The 16,163-nt window shown below is 37.3% G+C and carries 18 protein-coding genes and 2 pseudogenes; 9 read left to right on the plus strand and 11 right to left on the minus strand.

Features of this window, described 5'->3' with window-relative positions; all coding sequences use genetic code 11:
- Nucleotides 1-22: 22 nt before the first annotated feature.
- From ACLKL2_RS18905 to grcA, 3 genes are all read right to left on the minus strand, one after another.
- Nucleotides 23-571: a GTP-binding protein gene (locus tag ACLKL2_RS18905; RefSeq protein ID WP_113817646.1), complete on the minus strand. Its 549-nt coding sequence runs from the start codon at nucleotides 569-571 to the stop codon at nucleotides 23-25.
- Nucleotides 572-573: 2 nt separating this feature from the next.
- Nucleotides 574-1,512 carry a hypothetical protein gene (locus tag ACLKL2_RS18910; protein ID WP_113817645.1) on the minus strand — a complete coding sequence of 313 codons (939 nt, stop codon included), beginning with the start codon at nucleotides 1,510-1,512 and terminating at the stop codon, nucleotides 574-576.
- 677 nt (nucleotides 1,513-2,189) lie between these two features.
- Nucleotides 2,190-2,570 carry an autonomous glycyl radical cofactor GrcA gene (gene grcA / locus ACLKL2_RS18915; RefSeq protein WP_413692805.1) on the minus strand — a complete coding sequence of 127 codons (381 nt, stop codon included), beginning with the start codon at nucleotides 2,568-2,570 and terminating at the stop codon, nucleotides 2,190-2,192.
- 293 nt (nucleotides 2,571-2,863) lie between these two features.
- Between grcA and ung the strand changes: the two genes are divergently transcribed.
- The 3 genes from ung (at nucleotide 2,864) to ACLKL2_RS18930 (ending at nucleotide 5,080) form a co-directional block, all read left to right on the plus strand.
- Nucleotides 2,864-3,514 (plus strand): uracil-DNA glycosylase, encoded by a 651-nt coding sequence (gene ung / locus ACLKL2_RS18920; RefSeq protein ID WP_413692806.1) that lies wholly within the window; start codon nucleotides 2,864-2,866, stop codon nucleotides 3,512-3,514.
- A 105-nt stretch (nucleotides 3,515-3,619) separates the two neighbouring features.
- Nucleotides 3,620-4,159 (plus strand): hemerythrin domain-containing protein, encoded by a 540-nt coding sequence (locus ACLKL2_RS18925; RefSeq protein WP_413692807.1) that lies wholly within the window; start codon nucleotides 3,620-3,622, stop codon nucleotides 4,157-4,159.
- A gap of 246 nt (nucleotides 4,160-4,405) precedes the next feature.
- A complete protein-coding gene (locus ACLKL2_RS18930; RefSeq protein WP_413692808.1) occupies nucleotides 4,406-5,080 on the plus strand; it encodes a 2OG-Fe(II) oxygenase in 675 nt (224 codons plus the stop codon).
- A 68-nt stretch (nucleotides 5,081-5,148) separates the two neighbouring features.
- On the opposite strand, the gene ACLKL2_RS18935 is transcribed toward ACLKL2_RS18930, so the two are convergent.
- Nucleotides 5,149-5,799, minus strand: coding sequence for a peroxiredoxin-like family protein (locus ACLKL2_RS18935; protein WP_113817640.1), 651 nt, complete (start codon nucleotides 5,797-5,799; stop codon nucleotides 5,149-5,151).
- 321 nt (nucleotides 5,800-6,120) lie between these two features.
- On the opposite strand from ACLKL2_RS18935, the gene ACLKL2_RS18940 reads away from it, so the two are divergent.
- Nucleotides 6,121-6,654: a LysE family translocator gene (locus ACLKL2_RS18940; protein WP_413692809.1), complete on the plus strand. Its 534-nt coding sequence runs from the start codon at nucleotides 6,121-6,123 to the stop codon at nucleotides 6,652-6,654.
- A gap of 48 nt (nucleotides 6,655-6,702) precedes the next feature.
- Here the strand turns inward: ACLKL2_RS18940 and ACLKL2_RS18945 are convergent, their stop codons facing one another.
- The 5 genes and pseudogenes from ACLKL2_RS18945 to rsmE all read right to left on the minus strand — a co-directional run bounded on the left by ACLKL2_RS18945 (nucleotide 6,703) and on the right by rsmE (nucleotide 10,633).
- Nucleotides 6,703-7,332, minus strand: a complete 630-nt coding sequence (locus ACLKL2_RS18945; RefSeq protein ID WP_413692810.1) for a LysE family translocator — start codon at nucleotides 7,330-7,332, stop codon at nucleotides 6,703-6,705.
- A 391-nt stretch (nucleotides 7,333-7,723) separates the two neighbouring features.
- Entirely contained in the window at nucleotides 7,724-8,161 is a 438-nt protein-coding gene (gene ruvX / locus ACLKL2_RS18950) for a Holliday junction resolvase RuvX (RefSeq protein ID WP_413692811.1), read from the minus strand.
- Complete coding sequence (locus ACLKL2_RS18955; RefSeq protein WP_113817636.1) at nucleotides 8,161-8,838, minus strand: YqgE/AlgH family protein; 678 nt, start codon at nucleotides 8,836-8,838, stop codon at nucleotides 8,161-8,163. Before ACLKL2_RS18955 ends, ruvX begins: the two co-directional genes overlap by 1 nt.
- 93 nt (nucleotides 8,839-8,931) lie before the next feature.
- Nucleotides 8,932-9,883, minus strand: a pseudogene (gene gshB, locus ACLKL2_RS18960) (glutathione synthase).
- A gap of 21 nt (nucleotides 9,884-9,904) precedes the next feature.
- Nucleotides 9,905-10,633: a 16S rRNA (uracil(1498)-N(3))-methyltransferase gene (rsmE, locus tag ACLKL2_RS18965; RefSeq protein ID WP_413692812.1), complete on the minus strand. Its 729-nt coding sequence runs from the start codon at nucleotides 10,631-10,633 to the stop codon at nucleotides 9,905-9,907.
- 232 nt (nucleotides 10,634-10,865) lie between these two features.
- On the opposite strand from rsmE, the gene ACLKL2_RS18970 reads away from it, so the two are divergent.
- From ACLKL2_RS18970 to ACLKL2_RS18985, 4 genes are all read left to right on the plus strand, one after another.
- Nucleotides 10,866-11,822, plus strand: a complete 957-nt coding sequence (locus ACLKL2_RS18970; RefSeq protein ID WP_113817633.1) for a methylenetetrahydrofolate reductase — start codon at nucleotides 10,866-10,868, stop codon at nucleotides 11,820-11,822.
- 12 nt (nucleotides 11,823-11,834) lie between these two features.
- Nucleotides 11,835-12,611 carry a threonine/serine ThrE exporter family protein gene (locus ACLKL2_RS18975; RefSeq protein ID WP_413692813.1) on the plus strand — a complete coding sequence of 259 codons (777 nt, stop codon included), beginning with the start codon at nucleotides 11,835-11,837 and terminating at the stop codon, nucleotides 12,609-12,611.
- Nucleotides 12,611-13,078: a threonine/serine exporter family protein gene (locus ACLKL2_RS18980; RefSeq protein ID WP_113817631.1), complete on the plus strand. Its 468-nt coding sequence runs from the start codon at nucleotides 12,611-12,613 to the stop codon at nucleotides 13,076-13,078. Before ACLKL2_RS18975 ends, ACLKL2_RS18980 begins: the two co-directional genes overlap by 1 nt.
- Nucleotides 13,079-13,204: 126 nt before the next feature.
- On the plus strand, nucleotides 13,205-13,543 hold the full coding sequence (locus ACLKL2_RS18985; protein ID WP_113817630.1) for a PBPRA1643 family SWIM/SEC-C metal-binding motif protein: 339 nt from the start codon (nucleotides 13,205-13,207) through the stop codon (nucleotides 13,541-13,543).
- 243 nt (nucleotides 13,544-13,786) lie between these two features.
- On the opposite strand, the gene ACLKL2_RS18990 is transcribed toward ACLKL2_RS18985, so the two are convergent.
- Nucleotides 13,787-14,383 (minus strand): LysE family translocator, encoded by a 597-nt coding sequence (locus ACLKL2_RS18990; RefSeq protein ID WP_413692814.1) that lies wholly within the window; start codon nucleotides 14,381-14,383, stop codon nucleotides 13,787-13,789.
- A 124-nt stretch (nucleotides 14,384-14,507) separates the two neighbouring features.
- Between ACLKL2_RS18990 and ACLKL2_RS18995 the strand changes: the two genes are divergently transcribed.
- Complete coding sequence (locus tag ACLKL2_RS18995) at nucleotides 14,508-14,990, plus strand: Lrp/AsnC family transcriptional regulator (protein ID WP_413692815.1); 483 nt, start codon at nucleotides 14,508-14,510, stop codon at nucleotides 14,988-14,990.
- A gap of 85 nt (nucleotides 14,991-15,075) precedes the next feature.
- Here ACLKL2_RS18995 and ACLKL2_RS19000 read toward each other — a convergent pair.
- Nucleotides 15,076-16,064: pseudogene (locus ACLKL2_RS19000) on the minus strand (DUF2333 family protein).
- Nucleotides 16,065-16,163 lie beyond the last annotated feature (99 nt).

Raw genomic sequence — 16,163 nt, forward strand, 5'->3', positions numbered from 1 at the left:
TTTTCAACTAAAAGCATTGTAGTCATTCTCCTAGAGTATATTGAGATTCACAAAGACTAATTAAACCGTCTAATAAAACTAGTACGTCTTCTTTTTCTCGTACATCAACAGTAAATACAGGTATAGAGAGCCCTTTTGATTTAAGGTGCTGATGATAAGAGAGAACATCTACTTCGTCATTCAGGTCGCTTTTAGTAATGCCTATTATTGCTTTAGACTGATTAATCAAGTTAGCAAAACCTTCTAAATAGATATCTAAACTTGCGAGGGGATCTGATACCGAGTTATCAATTAAAATGATAACACCTAACGAACCATCAGAAATAACTGACCACATAAAGCTTAATCGTTGCTGCCCTGGTGTACCATAAAGTAACAGTTTAGATTTATCACTTAATGTTAACGTACCAAAGTCCATTGCCATGGTAGTTAATTCTTTATCGTTCTGTTCTGTATCGTTATTGGTCACTTCCGTTGAAACGGGTTCTATTTCACTAATTGATTTAATTGCAGTGGTTTTTCCTGACCCCATTGATCCAGCAAAAATAATTTTCTCTGTTAATTGTGTCATTACTATATCCCTAAAGATGAACGAATGCGTTTGAAAAGTTGTAATCGATTATTTGTCTCTGGTTTCTCATTTATAACTGCCGATTGTTCTTTAGTATGTGTAGTCGTTAATAAACCAGTTGCAGATAACTCATCAATGAATAGTAGTAATCTTGGCTTTTGAGTTGGCCCTCCCAAAAAGTGTTCCATTTGCTTAAAAGACATCTGTTGAGCCATTAATCTTGTTGCTAGCGGGATAATTTTGTCACCTTTAGTTAGATTATTAAAATCAGGCCAAGCAGATAATTTATAATATAGATCTTGTTCTGGTTTTGCTGCTGGCTCTTCTTTTTTTGGCTCTTCTTCAAAAATAATACTTTCAATAGATTGCTCATCTTCTAAAGGCGAAGGATCTAGAACAAATGATGGAATACTTTCCTTTTGGGGCGTATCAGAGAGCTTTCTTATCTCTTCTTGATAAGAGTCTGATAATCGCGTTATCTCCTCTTGGTGGGAGGCTGATAATCTTGTTATCTCTTCCTGATGAGCTGCAGCTATCTTGGTTAGCTCTTTCTGGTTATCTTCTTTAAATTTTCTAACAGACTGAACAACAGACTTTTCATTTTCTCGTTTTTGAATTAATTGTTTTTCTAGATTGCTAATGGATAATCTTTGTTTATCAATTACCTGTTGGCAAGCCTCAAGCTCAGATAATAATATGTTTTCAATTTCCAGTGATAGCGAAATTTGCATCTCATTTGAGGAGTCAACTAAGTTTTTTACAGCTGTTAAAACATCCTCATTTTGCAGTGACAAAGCTTGATCTGCTTTTTTACTGTCACTTATTCTTTTACGATATTCTCGTAAAACAGCTGTTTTTTCTTCAGGCGTATTCTTAAGAAGAATTGAAAGATACAAATCACTGTGATTTCCATTTGTTATTTCTTCGTGTGTTAAGTCCATTTTACATCCAACCTCAGCTACAGCTTAAATTAAGTGATATTATTCAATTTCATTATGATTTATATATGAGCAAATATAAAGAATAAATATAATTAGTTATGTTTATTTTAGTGATTATTTGATCACTTGTTTAATGCGATATCTGCCGATTTTAGGTCGGTTTTTTCTAAAATTAAAAAACGATTTACATATTTTATTAAATAGTGAGACATAGTCGCTCAAAGCTTATTGCTTCTTTTGACGATCTTGTTGATTATCTCGAGCATAATAATAAAAAAAGGTGGCAAGTAAAACGTATCACCATGAATTTATTCATCTATCACTATTCTGATTTTCAATAATAGTTGATTATTACGTAAAATGTGTAAAGCAATCATATTATTACCATCTATTTTACTCATTCATAGAAAAATACGATTTACGCATTGAGCTAATCCATGAACTAAGCCATCTTCTCTCAGCGGCATTTAGTCGACATCTTTTATTTTGAATTGTGTTAATAAGTCATTATTTAAAAGGATAAGAAGCGGGAGAATGTTTGCAAGAATAAAAAGTAAAGTAGGGTATTTAATGAGGTTGGTCTTTCCTAAAAATAATTCCTTAAAGCCTAATACAGATACTATATTAGACTTTAAGGGATTTATGTTCAGTAACTCTTTAAGATGTAATCGAGCCGCTTATAAACTTTCAGTAAATGTACGTGTTAATACATCTTGTTGTTGCTCAGGTGTTAATGAATTAAAGCGTACTGCGTAACCTGATACACGAATGGTTAATTGCGGGTATTTTTCAGGGTGTTTAATCGCATCTTCTAATGTTTCACGGCGCAATACATTCACGTTTAAGTGTTGACCACCTTCCTGCGCAACTGGGGCTTCAATCGCTACTTCTTTGTATTGTATATCACCTAGTTCAGCTAAAGAGATGATTTGATCTTCAGCGTAAGCATTATCTTTTACACATAAGCAACGAGCCTGTGCATTTTCTTGATCTAATAACCAGAATGAGTTTAATAATGCTGCGTTATTTGATTGTGTAATTTGAATACCTAAAGCCATAATATTTCCCTTAATTTTGTTTAATGAACATGGCAGTTAATATTTGCCATTTAAACTGCCGATTAATTAATCTATTAATGATTATAGGGCTGGATTTATTGGATGTACAACACTATTCACCTACTTTATTTATGGTTTATTTGGGTGCTAATTGAGCCATATCAAAGAAGTTTAGTAACTGGTTGTTTTTTATAAATAATTCATGTTGTTTAAATGTAAAAAAATAAACATAATATTTAACAATAGCTTATATGCTATATTAATAATTAGTCATGGGTTAATAGTAGGTAATTATGTCTTGGTCAGAATTTATAATCGCACAGCAACAACTCCCTTATTTTCAAAAACTGCAACAGTTTATCGATAGTGAAGTCAATGCAGGAAAAACTATCTACCCAATGGAAAAAGATCGTTTTAATGCCTTTGCATTAACCGAATTAGACAAGCTTAAAGTGGTTATTTTAGGACAAGATCCCTATCACGGATCTGGACAAGCACATGGTTTGAGTTTTTCGGTTCAGCCTGGTGTTGCTATTCCACCTTCATTGCGCAATATTTACAAAGAGCTAGCAGATGATTTGGCTTGGGATACATTACCAAGTAATGGTAATTTGAGCCATTGGGCGAGACAAGGTGTATTGTTATTGAATGCGGTATTAACGGTAGAAGCATCCAACGCAGGTAGCCATGCTAAACAAGGTTGGGAGCAGTTTACTGATAATGTGATCGAACATATTAATGAGCAAACTGAAGGAGTGGTTTTTTTATTATGGGGAAGTTATGCGATCAAGAAATCTAGCTTAATCAATCAACAGAAACACCATATTTTGCGTGCAGTACACCCATCTCCTTTATCTGCCTATCGTGGTTTTTTTGGCTGTAAGCACTTTTCAAAAACCAATCAACTACTCGCAGAGCAAGGAAAAGCGCCAATTAAGTGGTAAATATGTTGTTTGTTTTTTAATCGGTTATTTATTGATATGGCGCAGGAGTTATTCGAATAGAGTTGTTTATCATCTATTAATACATTTATTGATAGGTGAAATAACATGATAAATCGAATCCATAAAGATCATATTAATATTATGCAGTTATTAAAGGTGATTGAGAATAAAATTGCGTTGTTAAGAATTGACGGCAATATTGATTATCGGTTATTAAAATCGATTACCGATTATCTTAAAAGTTATGCAGATAAATACCATCATCCTATGGAAGACCTGATCTATGCTTATTATTTAAAATACAGGGTAGTGTCAGATCAAGTAGCGAATCGTTTGGAAGAAGAGCACCAGCAATTAAGTGAATTGACCAAAGAGCTAGATGATATGTTAAGTATGATTTTACTGGATGCGATTATTCCTAAACATATCTTTATTGAAAAACTCGAAACCTTTGTTAGTAAGCAAAAACAACATTTAAGTTATGAGGAGTTGTCTATATTACCTGCTATTCAGGCTAGCCTTACTCCTGATGATTGGGCTCATTTAAGCTTACAATGGAAGCAAAAAGAGTATCAAGATCCATTGTTTGGCGATAGCATTAGTGACCGTTTTAAAACCCTTGCTGAATACATTAACCAAGTTTAATACTACTTATATCATCTCAATCATGTTGTTCTTTGATAGAGGCTGATTAAATTGATTAATCGGCCTTTAAAAAGCTTCCCTTTTTTAAAAAAGTGGCACTATGCGCGTCCACTCCTTATTGCGATAAAAAGAGATCCTTTTATTCTCTCCAATCAAAGACGCAGTGTTGTTAGCTAAATAGCTTTTAATCAACAATACGCTTTAGCTAGTATTTATTTTATTCATTTATTTAATAAGGGCACCGCTTTGCTAGCGCTAAAAAATGTCAGCCAGTTTTCTGAAAATAACTTTAATGATGATTCTTTATTTGCATTAATTGCTCAGGGAATTGAAAGCAATGGCTATAGTATTTTACCAACTGCATTGCCTGAAGCATTAACCGAAACCTTGTTTACTCACCAACAATTGATGGAAGCAGATAAATTTAAAAATGCTGGTATAGGCCGTGGTAAAGAGTATTTAAAAAATGAGTTTGTGAGAACCGATGCTATCAGCTGGATCACAGGTGAAACCGAGGCTGGAGCCGATTGGTTAAACTGGGTCGCAGGTTTACAAAGTTATTTAAATCGTCGTTTGTTTTTAGGCTTATTTTCATTTGAAAGCCACTTTGCTCATTACAGCCCTGGCGACTATTACAAGCGTCATTATGATGCTTTTAAAGGTGAGTCAAATCGTGTTTTATCATTGATTGTTTACTTTAATAGTAACTGGTTAGCAAGTGATGGTGGTGAGTTAGTGTTATATCAGGATCAGCAGAATCAAGTCGGCACAAGAGTTGTACCATTAATGGGGACGATTGTGGCTTTTTTAAGTGAAGAGTTTCCACATGAAGTGTTAGCGGCAAACCGCGATCGTTATTCAATTGCAGGTTGGTTTAGGGTAAATACCTCGGTTACTGACCGGGTTGATCCTCCGCGCTAATGGTTTGTAGTTGTTTAAAAAGAAGTCAGCCTAAATCGCTGACTTCTAATTCAATAGTAACGAGCGTTTTAAGCTAATTTTTTTAACTCATCAATAATATCTTCTGGCTCAGAGCGAACACGGTAATCCACATCGACAAAACGCCATACTGCAGTACCTGCTTTATCTAATATATAGGTAGCAGGGATAGGCATAATATTGGCATTACCATTATTAATTTTCTCAATGTCTAGATTACGGTCAACTTTCATGTGATCTAATACAAAATCAGGCACTTTCCAAGCCACTCCAAACTGCGCTGCGACATCTGCATTTTGATCCGATAACACTTCAAAGCTCATTTCACTAATTTCATTTTTAGTCAGAGAGTCGTCAGGAACTTCAGGACTAATTGCAATTAATTGTGCTCCCAGGCCATGAATCTCTTCTAAACGTGACTGTAAGGCTCTTAATTGTAGGTTACAGTAAGGGCACCAGCTACCACGATAGAAAGTGACAATGACAGGACCTTTTGCTAATAAGTCATCTAATGATGTTAATTTACCCTGTTGATTTGGTAAGGTGAAACTCGGTGCTTTGTCACCTAGTTTCAGTGCATTGCTACCTTCTTTGAATGATTTAGCTTCTTGGATCACGTCATCAATCCCTTTCATAAATTCAGGATTGCCTTTACGGCCTGCTGCAATTTTTGCTTCAGTTTGTTCTCTTAATGTTGTCATTTTTTTCCTAATCAGCTGTTCAAAGTCTAGGCGGAGTTCTTTTATTTAACGCATTGGAAAATAAAAGAACAAGTGTTCAATAACCTATCAGGAAGTATTATAAAAAACAATGTTACTATTGTTTCAATCTCATCAATCAATTTATTTTACTTGTAAAAATAGATGGTTATCTGAACACAACATTGCGTCATTTTTTAATATAACTAGTATGACGACTTAAGGATTAAATATGTCATTGGAGTCAGCGGTTACATTTTTTATTGCTATTTTTATTTTTGGAATTACACCGGGGCGGGTATTTTTGCGGTATTAGCAAGATCAATGGTGAATGGACCTAAAAGCACAGTGACATTAATTTTAGGTATGATAGGCAGTGATGTGCTTTATCTTATTTTAGCCTGTTTAGGACTGGCGACTATTGCTAATAATTGGTCTGAAGTATTTATAGCGATTCGTTATATTGGTGCCAGCTACCTTATTTACCTTGGTTATAAAATGTTTCGCGTTCTTCCTGCATCACAGGAAGGTCTCAAAAGCGAAGCTGGGAGTGCTAAGCAAGTAGGCGAAGTGGCTAGTTTTGTTCAAGGCTTTTTGATCTCTATTTCCAATCCTAAAGTGATCTTGTTTTATATTTCATTTTTGCCAACTTTTATCGATTTAAATGCACTGACTTCATCGGATATTGTATTAGTGTCAGTACTTTCTGCTTTTGCGTTGTTTACCGGTTTAATGATGATTTCGGTGGGAGCTAGTCGTATGGTAGTGCTGTTAAAAACACCAAGCGCACAGAAAAGGTTAAATCAAGTAGCTGGTGGTATTATGATTTTGGCTGGTTTATATCTAGCCCTAAGGTAAGCTGATATAAGTAATGGAGGCACATTTATGTGATGCCTCCATTATGGGTTACTTCTCCATTAACAGCTTCACTGCTAAACCAATCATAACCACGCCTGTTAAGCGTTCCATGATAAGTTGTGTTTTACCCCCATCGAAGCGTTTTTTCGCCACTACAATCATACGGCTAATAAAAGCTTGCCAACATAGTGCAATCACAAAATGAATGGTTGCCATTAATAAAGATTGCATGAAAGCTGAATATTCTGGGTTAATAAATTGCGGTAAAAATGCTAGGTAAAATATAGCTGTTTTGGGATTTAATGCGTTCGACAATAACCCTTCACGGAAGCTTCTAGTGGCTTTAAAACGCCCTTGACTACCAAGCTTTTCTGGATCTTTTGCAGAAGCAAAGAAGCTGTGTCTTAACCCTTGAATACCTAAATACAAGATATATAGGGCACCAATCATTTTCACGGCTTGGAATAGTTGCGGTGATTGTGAAAGTATTAATGAGATACCAACGGCAGATAAGGTTGCGTGGAAGAATAAACCAAAACAGATCCCAACATTAGTGACAAAGCCATCCTTTTCACCACCTCGAGTAGTATTACGAATGACTAATGCAGTGTCGAGTCCAGGTGTTAGCGTTAAGATGGTAATAGCGATCAGAAAAGCTTCAATATGTAAGATAGGCATTGGCGGTCCATTTTCTAAATGATCAAAAATTGCAATAATATGCAGCGTCCTTTTATACCAATTGTATTAAATAACTGATCTAAATTTTGCGCCGGAAAAATGGCTTAGTTTGAGGCGTAAGTTGATGTAAATGTTTGTTCCCTATACGAAACTTACAACGAAAAAATAAGTTGTTTTAACAAGTAAAATAGATCAGTTACTTACTATGATTGGTATTAATTGCTGGTAGGCAACGGTTTAATATAAAACTGAATATCAGGTAGGTCAATATAATACCAAAGCAGGTATAAAAATAAGCTAGGGGGAAGAAGGGATAAATAACAGATACTTAAATAAAAATGAGAAATGTACTTAAGTATCTGTGATGCATTCAGGCAATAAAATACTGTTGTTATTGCCAGTAACTTTCCATCCAGCTTTCGAGAATTAATGCGGCGGATACGCTATCTACTTTGCCTTTTTCTAAGGCTTTATAACCGCCTCGCTCAAATATAAATTCTTTCGCACTGGCAGTGGTTAAACGCTCATCTTGAAATGCTACCTTTGCGCCAAATCGTCCAGCTAGGCGGTTACCAAATTTCTTAGCTCTTTGCGTAATAGGTTGTTCTGTGCCATCCATGTTTAAGGGTAAACCAACAACAATTAGGTCTGGATTCCACTCTTTAATTACCTTTTCTACGGTTTCCCAGCTAGGAATACCATCATTGGCTTTGATCGCGGCAAGTGGTTGTGCCGTGGCGGTGATCATTTGTCCTGTTGCGACGCCGATACTTTTGGTACCGAAATCAAACCCCAGTAGGGCATTTGGGGCTTTATTCTCTGTGCTCATTATGCGTGGCCTATATCGCTACTTAATTGTAATGGGTCTACGCCTAATCGTTGTAAGGAGCTCGCCCAGCGTTGTTCCGCGGGTGTGTTAAAAATAATATCGTTTTCAAAATTGATGGTCAGCCACTGATTTTTATTCATCTCTTCTTCTAATTGTCCTGAATCCCAACTCGCGTACCCTAATGTCACCATGTATTTGGCAGGTTCAGCGGCGGTGCCTAACGATGATAAAACAGTATTTGAGTTAGACATCATTAGGTGTTCATTTAATACAGTACTTTGCACATTATTGTCATTGATAGGGCTATGTAATACAAAACCCCTATCCATGTCCAACGGGCCCCCTAAAAATACTGGGTTTTTGAGTGGAGGTTCTGGCACATGATCAATGCTTTCTGCATTTTTTAATAACTCTTGTACCGTTAGCTTAACTGGATAATTAATGATAAAACCCATTGCACCTAATTCATCATGTTCACATAAGTAAACTACGGATTGCTTAAAGTAGGGATCAGTTAAAGAAGGCATGGCAATCAAAAAATGGTTTTTTAAAGAGGCAACCACTTCTGTTTGTGCATTTTCATCGGTGCGTTTTATATCTGCATCAGTTGAGGATGCATCCAGTACTGAGTCGATCTCTGGATCGGCAAAAGGAAGTTTTGTTTTATCAATCGTCATAGGCTTCTCCATGAATGTTGAATACATTGATAATACGCTGTACTTTTAGAGTATAACAATGCATTCAAATTGATAGGATTTTTTAGCGCTAATTTAAGCGCCTTTTACACGTTTCTCAATGGCATCCATTAATTTCCCACTGATATTAGTCCCGTAAGCTTTATCAATTTCTTGGATGCAAGTAGGACTGGTTACATTGATTTCAGTGACTTTATCGCCAATGACATCTAAGCCAACAAAGATTAATCCTTTCTCTTTTAACTTGGGACCAATGGTATTGGCAATATGCCAATCTGATTCAGATAATGGCTGAGCAACGCCTCTACCACCGGCCGCTAAGTTACCGCGCGTTTCACCTTTTGCAGGAATACGCGCTAATGAATATGGCATTGGCTCACCGTCAACAATTAGGATACGTTTATCGCCGTCTTTGATTTCAGGGATAAATGCTTGAGCCATACAGTAACGTTGTTGATGTTCAGTCAGTGTTTCGATGATCACACCTACGTTGCTATCATTTTCTTTAATACGGAAAATAGAAGCACCGCCCATACCATCTAGTGGTTTTAGGATAACGTCTTTGTGTTTAGCATGAAACTCGCGAATTTTTTCTGCACTGCGCGTCACTAACGTAATTGGCGTGAACTCACTGAACCAAGCAGTAAATAGCTTTTCATTTGCATCACGCAGGCTTTGTGGTTTGTTGACGATTAAACAACCTTCATCTTCGGCACGCTCTAATAGGTAAGTGGCATAGATATATTCGGTATCAAAAGGAGGATCTTTACGCATTAACACCGCGTCTAAATCAGAGAGGGTGTGTTACCGACTCTTCAAGTTGATAAAAGTTACCTTCTTCGCGTTGTACTGTTAATTTTTTAGTACTTGCAAAACAACGACCGTTTTCAAGGTGTAAGTCTTTCATTTCTATGTAGTACAATTCCCAACCACGTGATTGAGCTTCTAATAACATGGCAAAACTTGAGTCTTTTTTAATATTAACGTCAGCGATGGGATCCATCACGATACCAATTTTAATGGTCATAAAATTTCCTATTGATAGTAATTAAGCTAAATCGCCAAAGCGACATTGGAGTGCGGTAATCGCAGTTAATGCCGCAGTTTCAGTGCGTAAAACACGTGGCCCTAATAATGTTTCTGTAAATGCTAAGGTTTCTGTCAGTGTGATCTCTTCATCACTAAATCCACCCTCTGGTCCAATTAATAAACGTACATGTTGGATATCATCAGGTAGCGTATTCATTGAATATTTAGCACGTGGGTGTAAGGTTAATTTACAACAATCAACGGGCTCTTCACTCCACTCTGTCAAAGAGATAACCGGATGGATTGTAGGCACGATATTTCTACCCGATTGCTCACAAGCGGCAATCGCAATTTTTTGCCATTGTTGCTGTTTTTTTGCCATGCGTTCGGCATTTAATTTAACACCACAGCGCTCACTGACTAAGGGGGTAATTTCATTGACCCCTAATTCTACGGATTTTTGCACCACAAACTCCATTCGGTCACCGCGTGAGATGACTTGCCCTAAGTGTAAATATAGTGGGCTTTCATTATCTGAGGCTTGAAATGTGTTTACTTGCGCTTTACAGCTGCGTTTTTGAACCTCTGTCAATTGTGCTGAAAACTGCCCACCTTGGCCGTTAAACAAAGTGACTTGGTCACCTTGGTTAAGGCGTAGTACACGTATATGTTGAGCGGCGTCATCGGAAAGAGTGATGATGCTGTTTTCTGCTAGTGGTTGTGGTTCATAAAAACGAGGGTTGCGCATATCGAGTCTTTTTGTTGTAAATAATAGCTAGTATAGCGCGAAATCTTTCTATGTCGCCATCGCTGAAAGGTCAATTATTCCTATTCAATACAAGCTTTTAGTTTAATCGCCGATTTTTAGTGCAGTGAACCTTAAGCTGGTGCTTTTTATATGCTTTCCTTAATACCAATTGTTGTCAAGATATGGGATACTTTTGCTCTTTTATTTTTTGTGTAAAGTCTAGGAACTTGATATGTCTAACTCTAAGTTAAAAAGTATTACCACTGATCCCAAACGTGGCGTTTATTTCATTGGTACCACTCCACCAAAAAAAGATACTGATTTAGAGCTGGTTTCTGGCATTGCTGATAAATTGTTAGGGCGTTTAGATGAGATCGAATATGACGGTTTAATCGTTTACGATATTCAAGATGAAACGTCTCGTACTGATAAACCACGTCCATTCCCTTTCAAATATACTCATGATTCACGTTTATATTCCAAATTATTACACGATAAAGTCAATAAACCGGTTATTACTTACAAGAGTGTATCGCAACGTGATGCGGCGGACTTTACCGCATGGTTATCTGACGCGTGGCATCAATTCTCTGTTCGTGACTTGGTATTAGTTGGTTCTCCTTCATCGGATGGTGATATCAAATTATCGCTGAATGATGCATATAAAACACTAGCTGACCATCCACAAGATTTTTACTTAGGTGGGGTAACTATTGCGGAGCGTCATGTAGCGAAAGGCAATGAACACCTTCGTTTACGTAACAAACAAGACCAAGGCTGTGAGTACTTTATTACTCAAGCGGTGTACAACGCACAAGCAACCATTGATCTACTAACCCGTTATGCTAGTGAATGTAAGCAACAAGGTATCCAACCAAAACGAGTCATTTTAACCTTCTCTCCTTGTGGTAGTGCTAAAACCTTAGAGTTTATCGAATGGTTAGGTATTTCAGTACCAGAAGCCACGTCACTGCGTATTTTAGAGTCTGATAACCCATTAAAAGAATCATTACAGATCAGCCGTAATAACTTTGAGCAAATATTACAGGCCGTATTACCTTTTAATATTCCGCTTGGATTAAACATCGAAAGCTTAACCAATCGCAAAGAAGAGATAGATGCTGCTATATTATTATTTAAACTTCTTAAAGCCACGTTGGATTTAAAACTGGCTGAATCTCAACTATAGGTCGAGTACACCATGAGCTTGTCGAAGGAAGCACAAACGGAATTGACACGGGTAGCCGTGTTCGCAGGACAAATTTTACATCAACACGGCGCAGAAAGTCGTCTGATTGAACAAACGACACAACGTATCGGTTTAGCGTTAGGAGCTGATAACATAGAGTTATCTGTTAGCCCCGATGCCATTGTCATTACCAGTTTATCCGATGGCCATTGTGTGACCACCACAAGACGCTGCTTTGACCGTGGTATTAATATGCAAATGGTGTGTGAAGTTCAGCGTATTTGTGTGATGGCTGAAAAGCAGCTATTGGATGCTCGTGATGTAAAAAAACGTTTAAAGCGTTTAACGCCGTTTAAGCATAATCGCTGGCTGGTGGTGTTGATGATTGGCTTTTCATGTGCCAGTTTTAGTCACTTTTTTGGTGGTGACCGAGCCGCTTATTGGGTGACTTTTGTGGCGGCAGCGGTTGCTATGATCCTACGTCAAGAGTTGGCTCATCGACATCATAATCCCTTTGTAAACTTTGCAGCTGCGGCGTTTTTTGCTACCACTATCACCAGTTTTGGAGTGATTTTTGAAGCGGGTGAAAATCCACAAATTGCGATGGCGGCCAGTGTATTGTTGTTAGTGCCGGGTTTTCCTTTGATTAACTCAGTATCGGATATGCTCAAAGGGCATATTAATATGGGCATCGCTCGCTGGGTATTTGCGACGTTATTAGCGATAAGTGTATCCATAGGCATTGTTGCTTCTATGACCCTAGTGGGTGTATCAGGGTGGACAAGCTAATGATTGAGTTACTTTATTTGTTATTACAAGATGCCTGGTTTGCTTGGATACCCGCCGTAGGGTTTGCAATGGTGTTTAATGTACCGAGTAGAATGTTAATTTACTGCGCCATTGGTGGAGCATTAACGCATAGTTCACGCTTTTTATTAATGCATTACGGCGTCCCCATTGAATGGGCAACCTTTATTGTTTCCGCTAATATGGGCTTTTTAGGCCTGTATTGGTCACGTAAACATCTGATACCAAGACCTGTATTTACCGTTGCTTCGGTTATTCCGATGATCCCTGGAAGTTATGCCTTTACCGCTATGATTGCTTTAGTGGAAATCAATACGACCGGTTATAGCTTAGCGTTAATGCAATTGGTGATGGAAAATGGCTTGCGCACTTTATTTATCTTAACCGCTTTGAGTTTTGGTTTGGCTTTACCGTCGATTCTTATATACCGTGGCCGACCTATTGTTTAATCTGACCTTGCTTATAGATTAGGCTAGATTGGTCTTAATAATACTGTACACTGTCGACAAAATGCGAGTGCTAAGCCTCCGCAACAGATTAAGTAAGAATAAAGAATAAAATAACAAAGGTTAAATATGTCAGATAAGTTTTTCTTTAAAGGTAAAAAAGAGAAGAAACCAAAACATTCAAGTTATGGTTTTAATACAAAACGTGCTGTAAAAGCGGGAACTGAAGAGTTACCGTTGCAGGTTGTGGTAAACAGTGAAGCACGCAGTGAAGAGATTCAAGCTTTAGCTGCGCAACATGAGCTAGTTGTGGCAGTGACTGTAGATGCCGAACAAGCAGAAAACACCACTGAGTTAGACGTGTTAATCAACAAACCAGTGACAACTCGTTTTGAGAAGAAACCTGCACGTAATGAACCGTGTATTTGCGGTAGTGGTAAAAAATATAAAAAGTGTTGTGGCGCATAACGCTCAGTATTAACAACACACTGAATATAAAAAAACGAGCCTTTGAGCTCGTTTTTTACTTATATCACTCTAGATAAATATTATAGCAATCATAGTAAGTAACTGATCTATTTTACTTGTTAAAACAACTTATTTTTTCGTTGTAAGTTTCGTATAGGGAACAACCATTTACATCAACTTACGCCTCAAACTAAGCCATTTTTCCGTCGCAAAATTTAGATCAGTTATTTAATACAATTGGTATTAATTGCTTAACATAAATACAACTGTGATCACTAAGGTTAAGCTGAGTACTCTATTCACGATAAATATTTGTTGCGGTGAGCGTAGTAATTTTTTCATCATCACACCAAAATAAGCCCAAGACAGAGTGCATAACGTCATTATCACTAGAAATACACTGGTAATGGTCATGACTTGTGTATTGTAATCTTCAGATAGATTAATAAATTGTGAAAAGGCGGTCATCGCTGCAACCCAGGCTTTTGGGTTTAAGACTTGAATACCAAAGCCACTCAAAAATCCTGGTGATTTAGTTTCACTATTCACTTCTTTAAATTGAAAACTTGCCATGCACCAAGCCACATAAAGAAGGTAAGCCGCCCCTAACAATTTTAATGTTAGGTAGACGCTTGGATAGTGCGTTAATACTTCCAATAAACCTGCACTGACACCTGCAAAAATCACTAATACCCCAAAAGCTGTACCAGCAACAAAGGGCAGAGCTGCACTAAAACCATGGCGATTAGATATGCCCAATAGCGTAATATTTCCGCCTCCTGGAGTTAATGACATTGAGATAGCAAAAAAGATAAAGGCAATAGCAACTTGAATATCCATAGAGTGGTTTCCTAGTATGACGGATATTATTTTATGGTTAATAGTGTATCTGTTTGTTTAGGAATAAAGTTGCTAATTAGGCTATGATAATGTTTATTACGAGCATAATATTTCTTGGTGAGTTATGAATAAGAAAGAAAACACTAACGGTGAGATTGACGCGACAGATTTATCTTTATTGAAATACATTCAAGCTGATGGGCGTATTAGTAATAGCAAACTGTCTGAAAAAATTAATCTCAGTGAAACACCCTGTTGGCGTCGCTGGAAAAAACTAGAAGAACAGGGCTACATTAAAGAATATAGTGCGGTGCTAAACCATAAAAAATTAGGGTTTGGGGTAAGTGGGTTTACGCAGGTGTCTTTAGGGAGTCATGCGGAGCAGAGCACAGATCTCTTTGAGGAGTTTGTATCCAACACTAATTGGATCCCTATGTGTCATTGTATTACCGGAGATGCAGATTATATTGTGCAAATTATTGCCAAAGACTTAGATGAGTATTATCAACGTATTCATCAATTAAGGCGTATTCAAGGAGTGAGTGGTTTACATTCCAGTATCTCAGTTAAAGAGATAAAAAGTGGTCATAGTACGCCTTTAGATTAACTTTCATAGTTAGTAGAGTTTGAGTGTTTTTTTGTTAGGGGGGCCACTTGTAGAACAAGCGGCCAGATAACTAGCGGTTAAGTGCTTAGCCTTGTTCTAATAAACGTCTTAGGTCTATTAAAGCTGCATTTGCACGTGAAACGTAGTTGGCCATTACTAACGAATGGTTTGCTAGGAAGCCAAAACCACTACCATTTAATACCATTGGGCTCCATACGGCTTGTTGGGTACCTTCAAGGTCACGGATGATCTGTTTTAAGCTAACTGTGGCATTTTCTTTTCTAATACATCAGCAAAGTCAATTTGAACAGCTTTTAAGAAGTGCAAAATAGCCCACGTTGAACCACGGCTTTCATAAAATACATCATCAATTTTAAACCAACTGGTTTGTATTTTTAATTCTTCAGAGGTTCTTGTTGATTGTTTCGCTGTTGTATCGCCTGCCAAGTTAGTATCGAATATATCATTACCCACACTGGCACTTAAGTTTTGTGAGATGGAGCCTAGGCGCTTTTCAATTTCACGTAACCAATCACTCAGGTTGTCCGCACGAGTGTAAAACTGAGCTTCAGTTTCATCTTCTGCGCTTAAACGAGTGCGGTAACGGTTAAAGGCTTTAATCGCATCTTTATACTCATTTTCAGCACTTGGTAATACCCAATTTTTATGCGAAATATTCACTTTATTTTGTGCTGTTTCTAGGTCTTTATCACCTGTGGATTGTGATTGAGAGCGACTAAAGTCTAAACGCATGACTAATGCTAAGTCACGTACCTGCTCCAATACACCATATTCAAAGGCTGGCATATTATCCATGATTAAACCAGGAGGAGTGACATCGTTAGATAATAAACCACCAGGTTTATTGACTAGCCATTCAGTCATATCAATTAAAGTAGTAACAGTCGCGTAGCCTGGCACTAACTCCACATTTTCAGCTTGTGCCGCTTCTTGAACGCGTGACTTCACATTGTATGATGACGGCATCCACCCCCACCAAATTGAAAGTATCCATGAGATAAAAATAACAATGATTAAAAAGGGAATTGCAATTTTCTTTAGTGAAGTAAGCATTATAGGCTTCCTATTTTAGTATTAACTATAATATGACTGTAGCATAACCTGAGTAAGAATTATCCTTTGTAGATAATAATTAAATAGATGAATTCTAAA

It is taken from the genome of Psychromonas sp. KJ10-2 (assembly GCF_047323255.1).
Classification (GTDB): Bacteria; Pseudomonadota; Gammaproteobacteria; order Enterobacterales; family Psychromonadaceae; genus Psychromonas.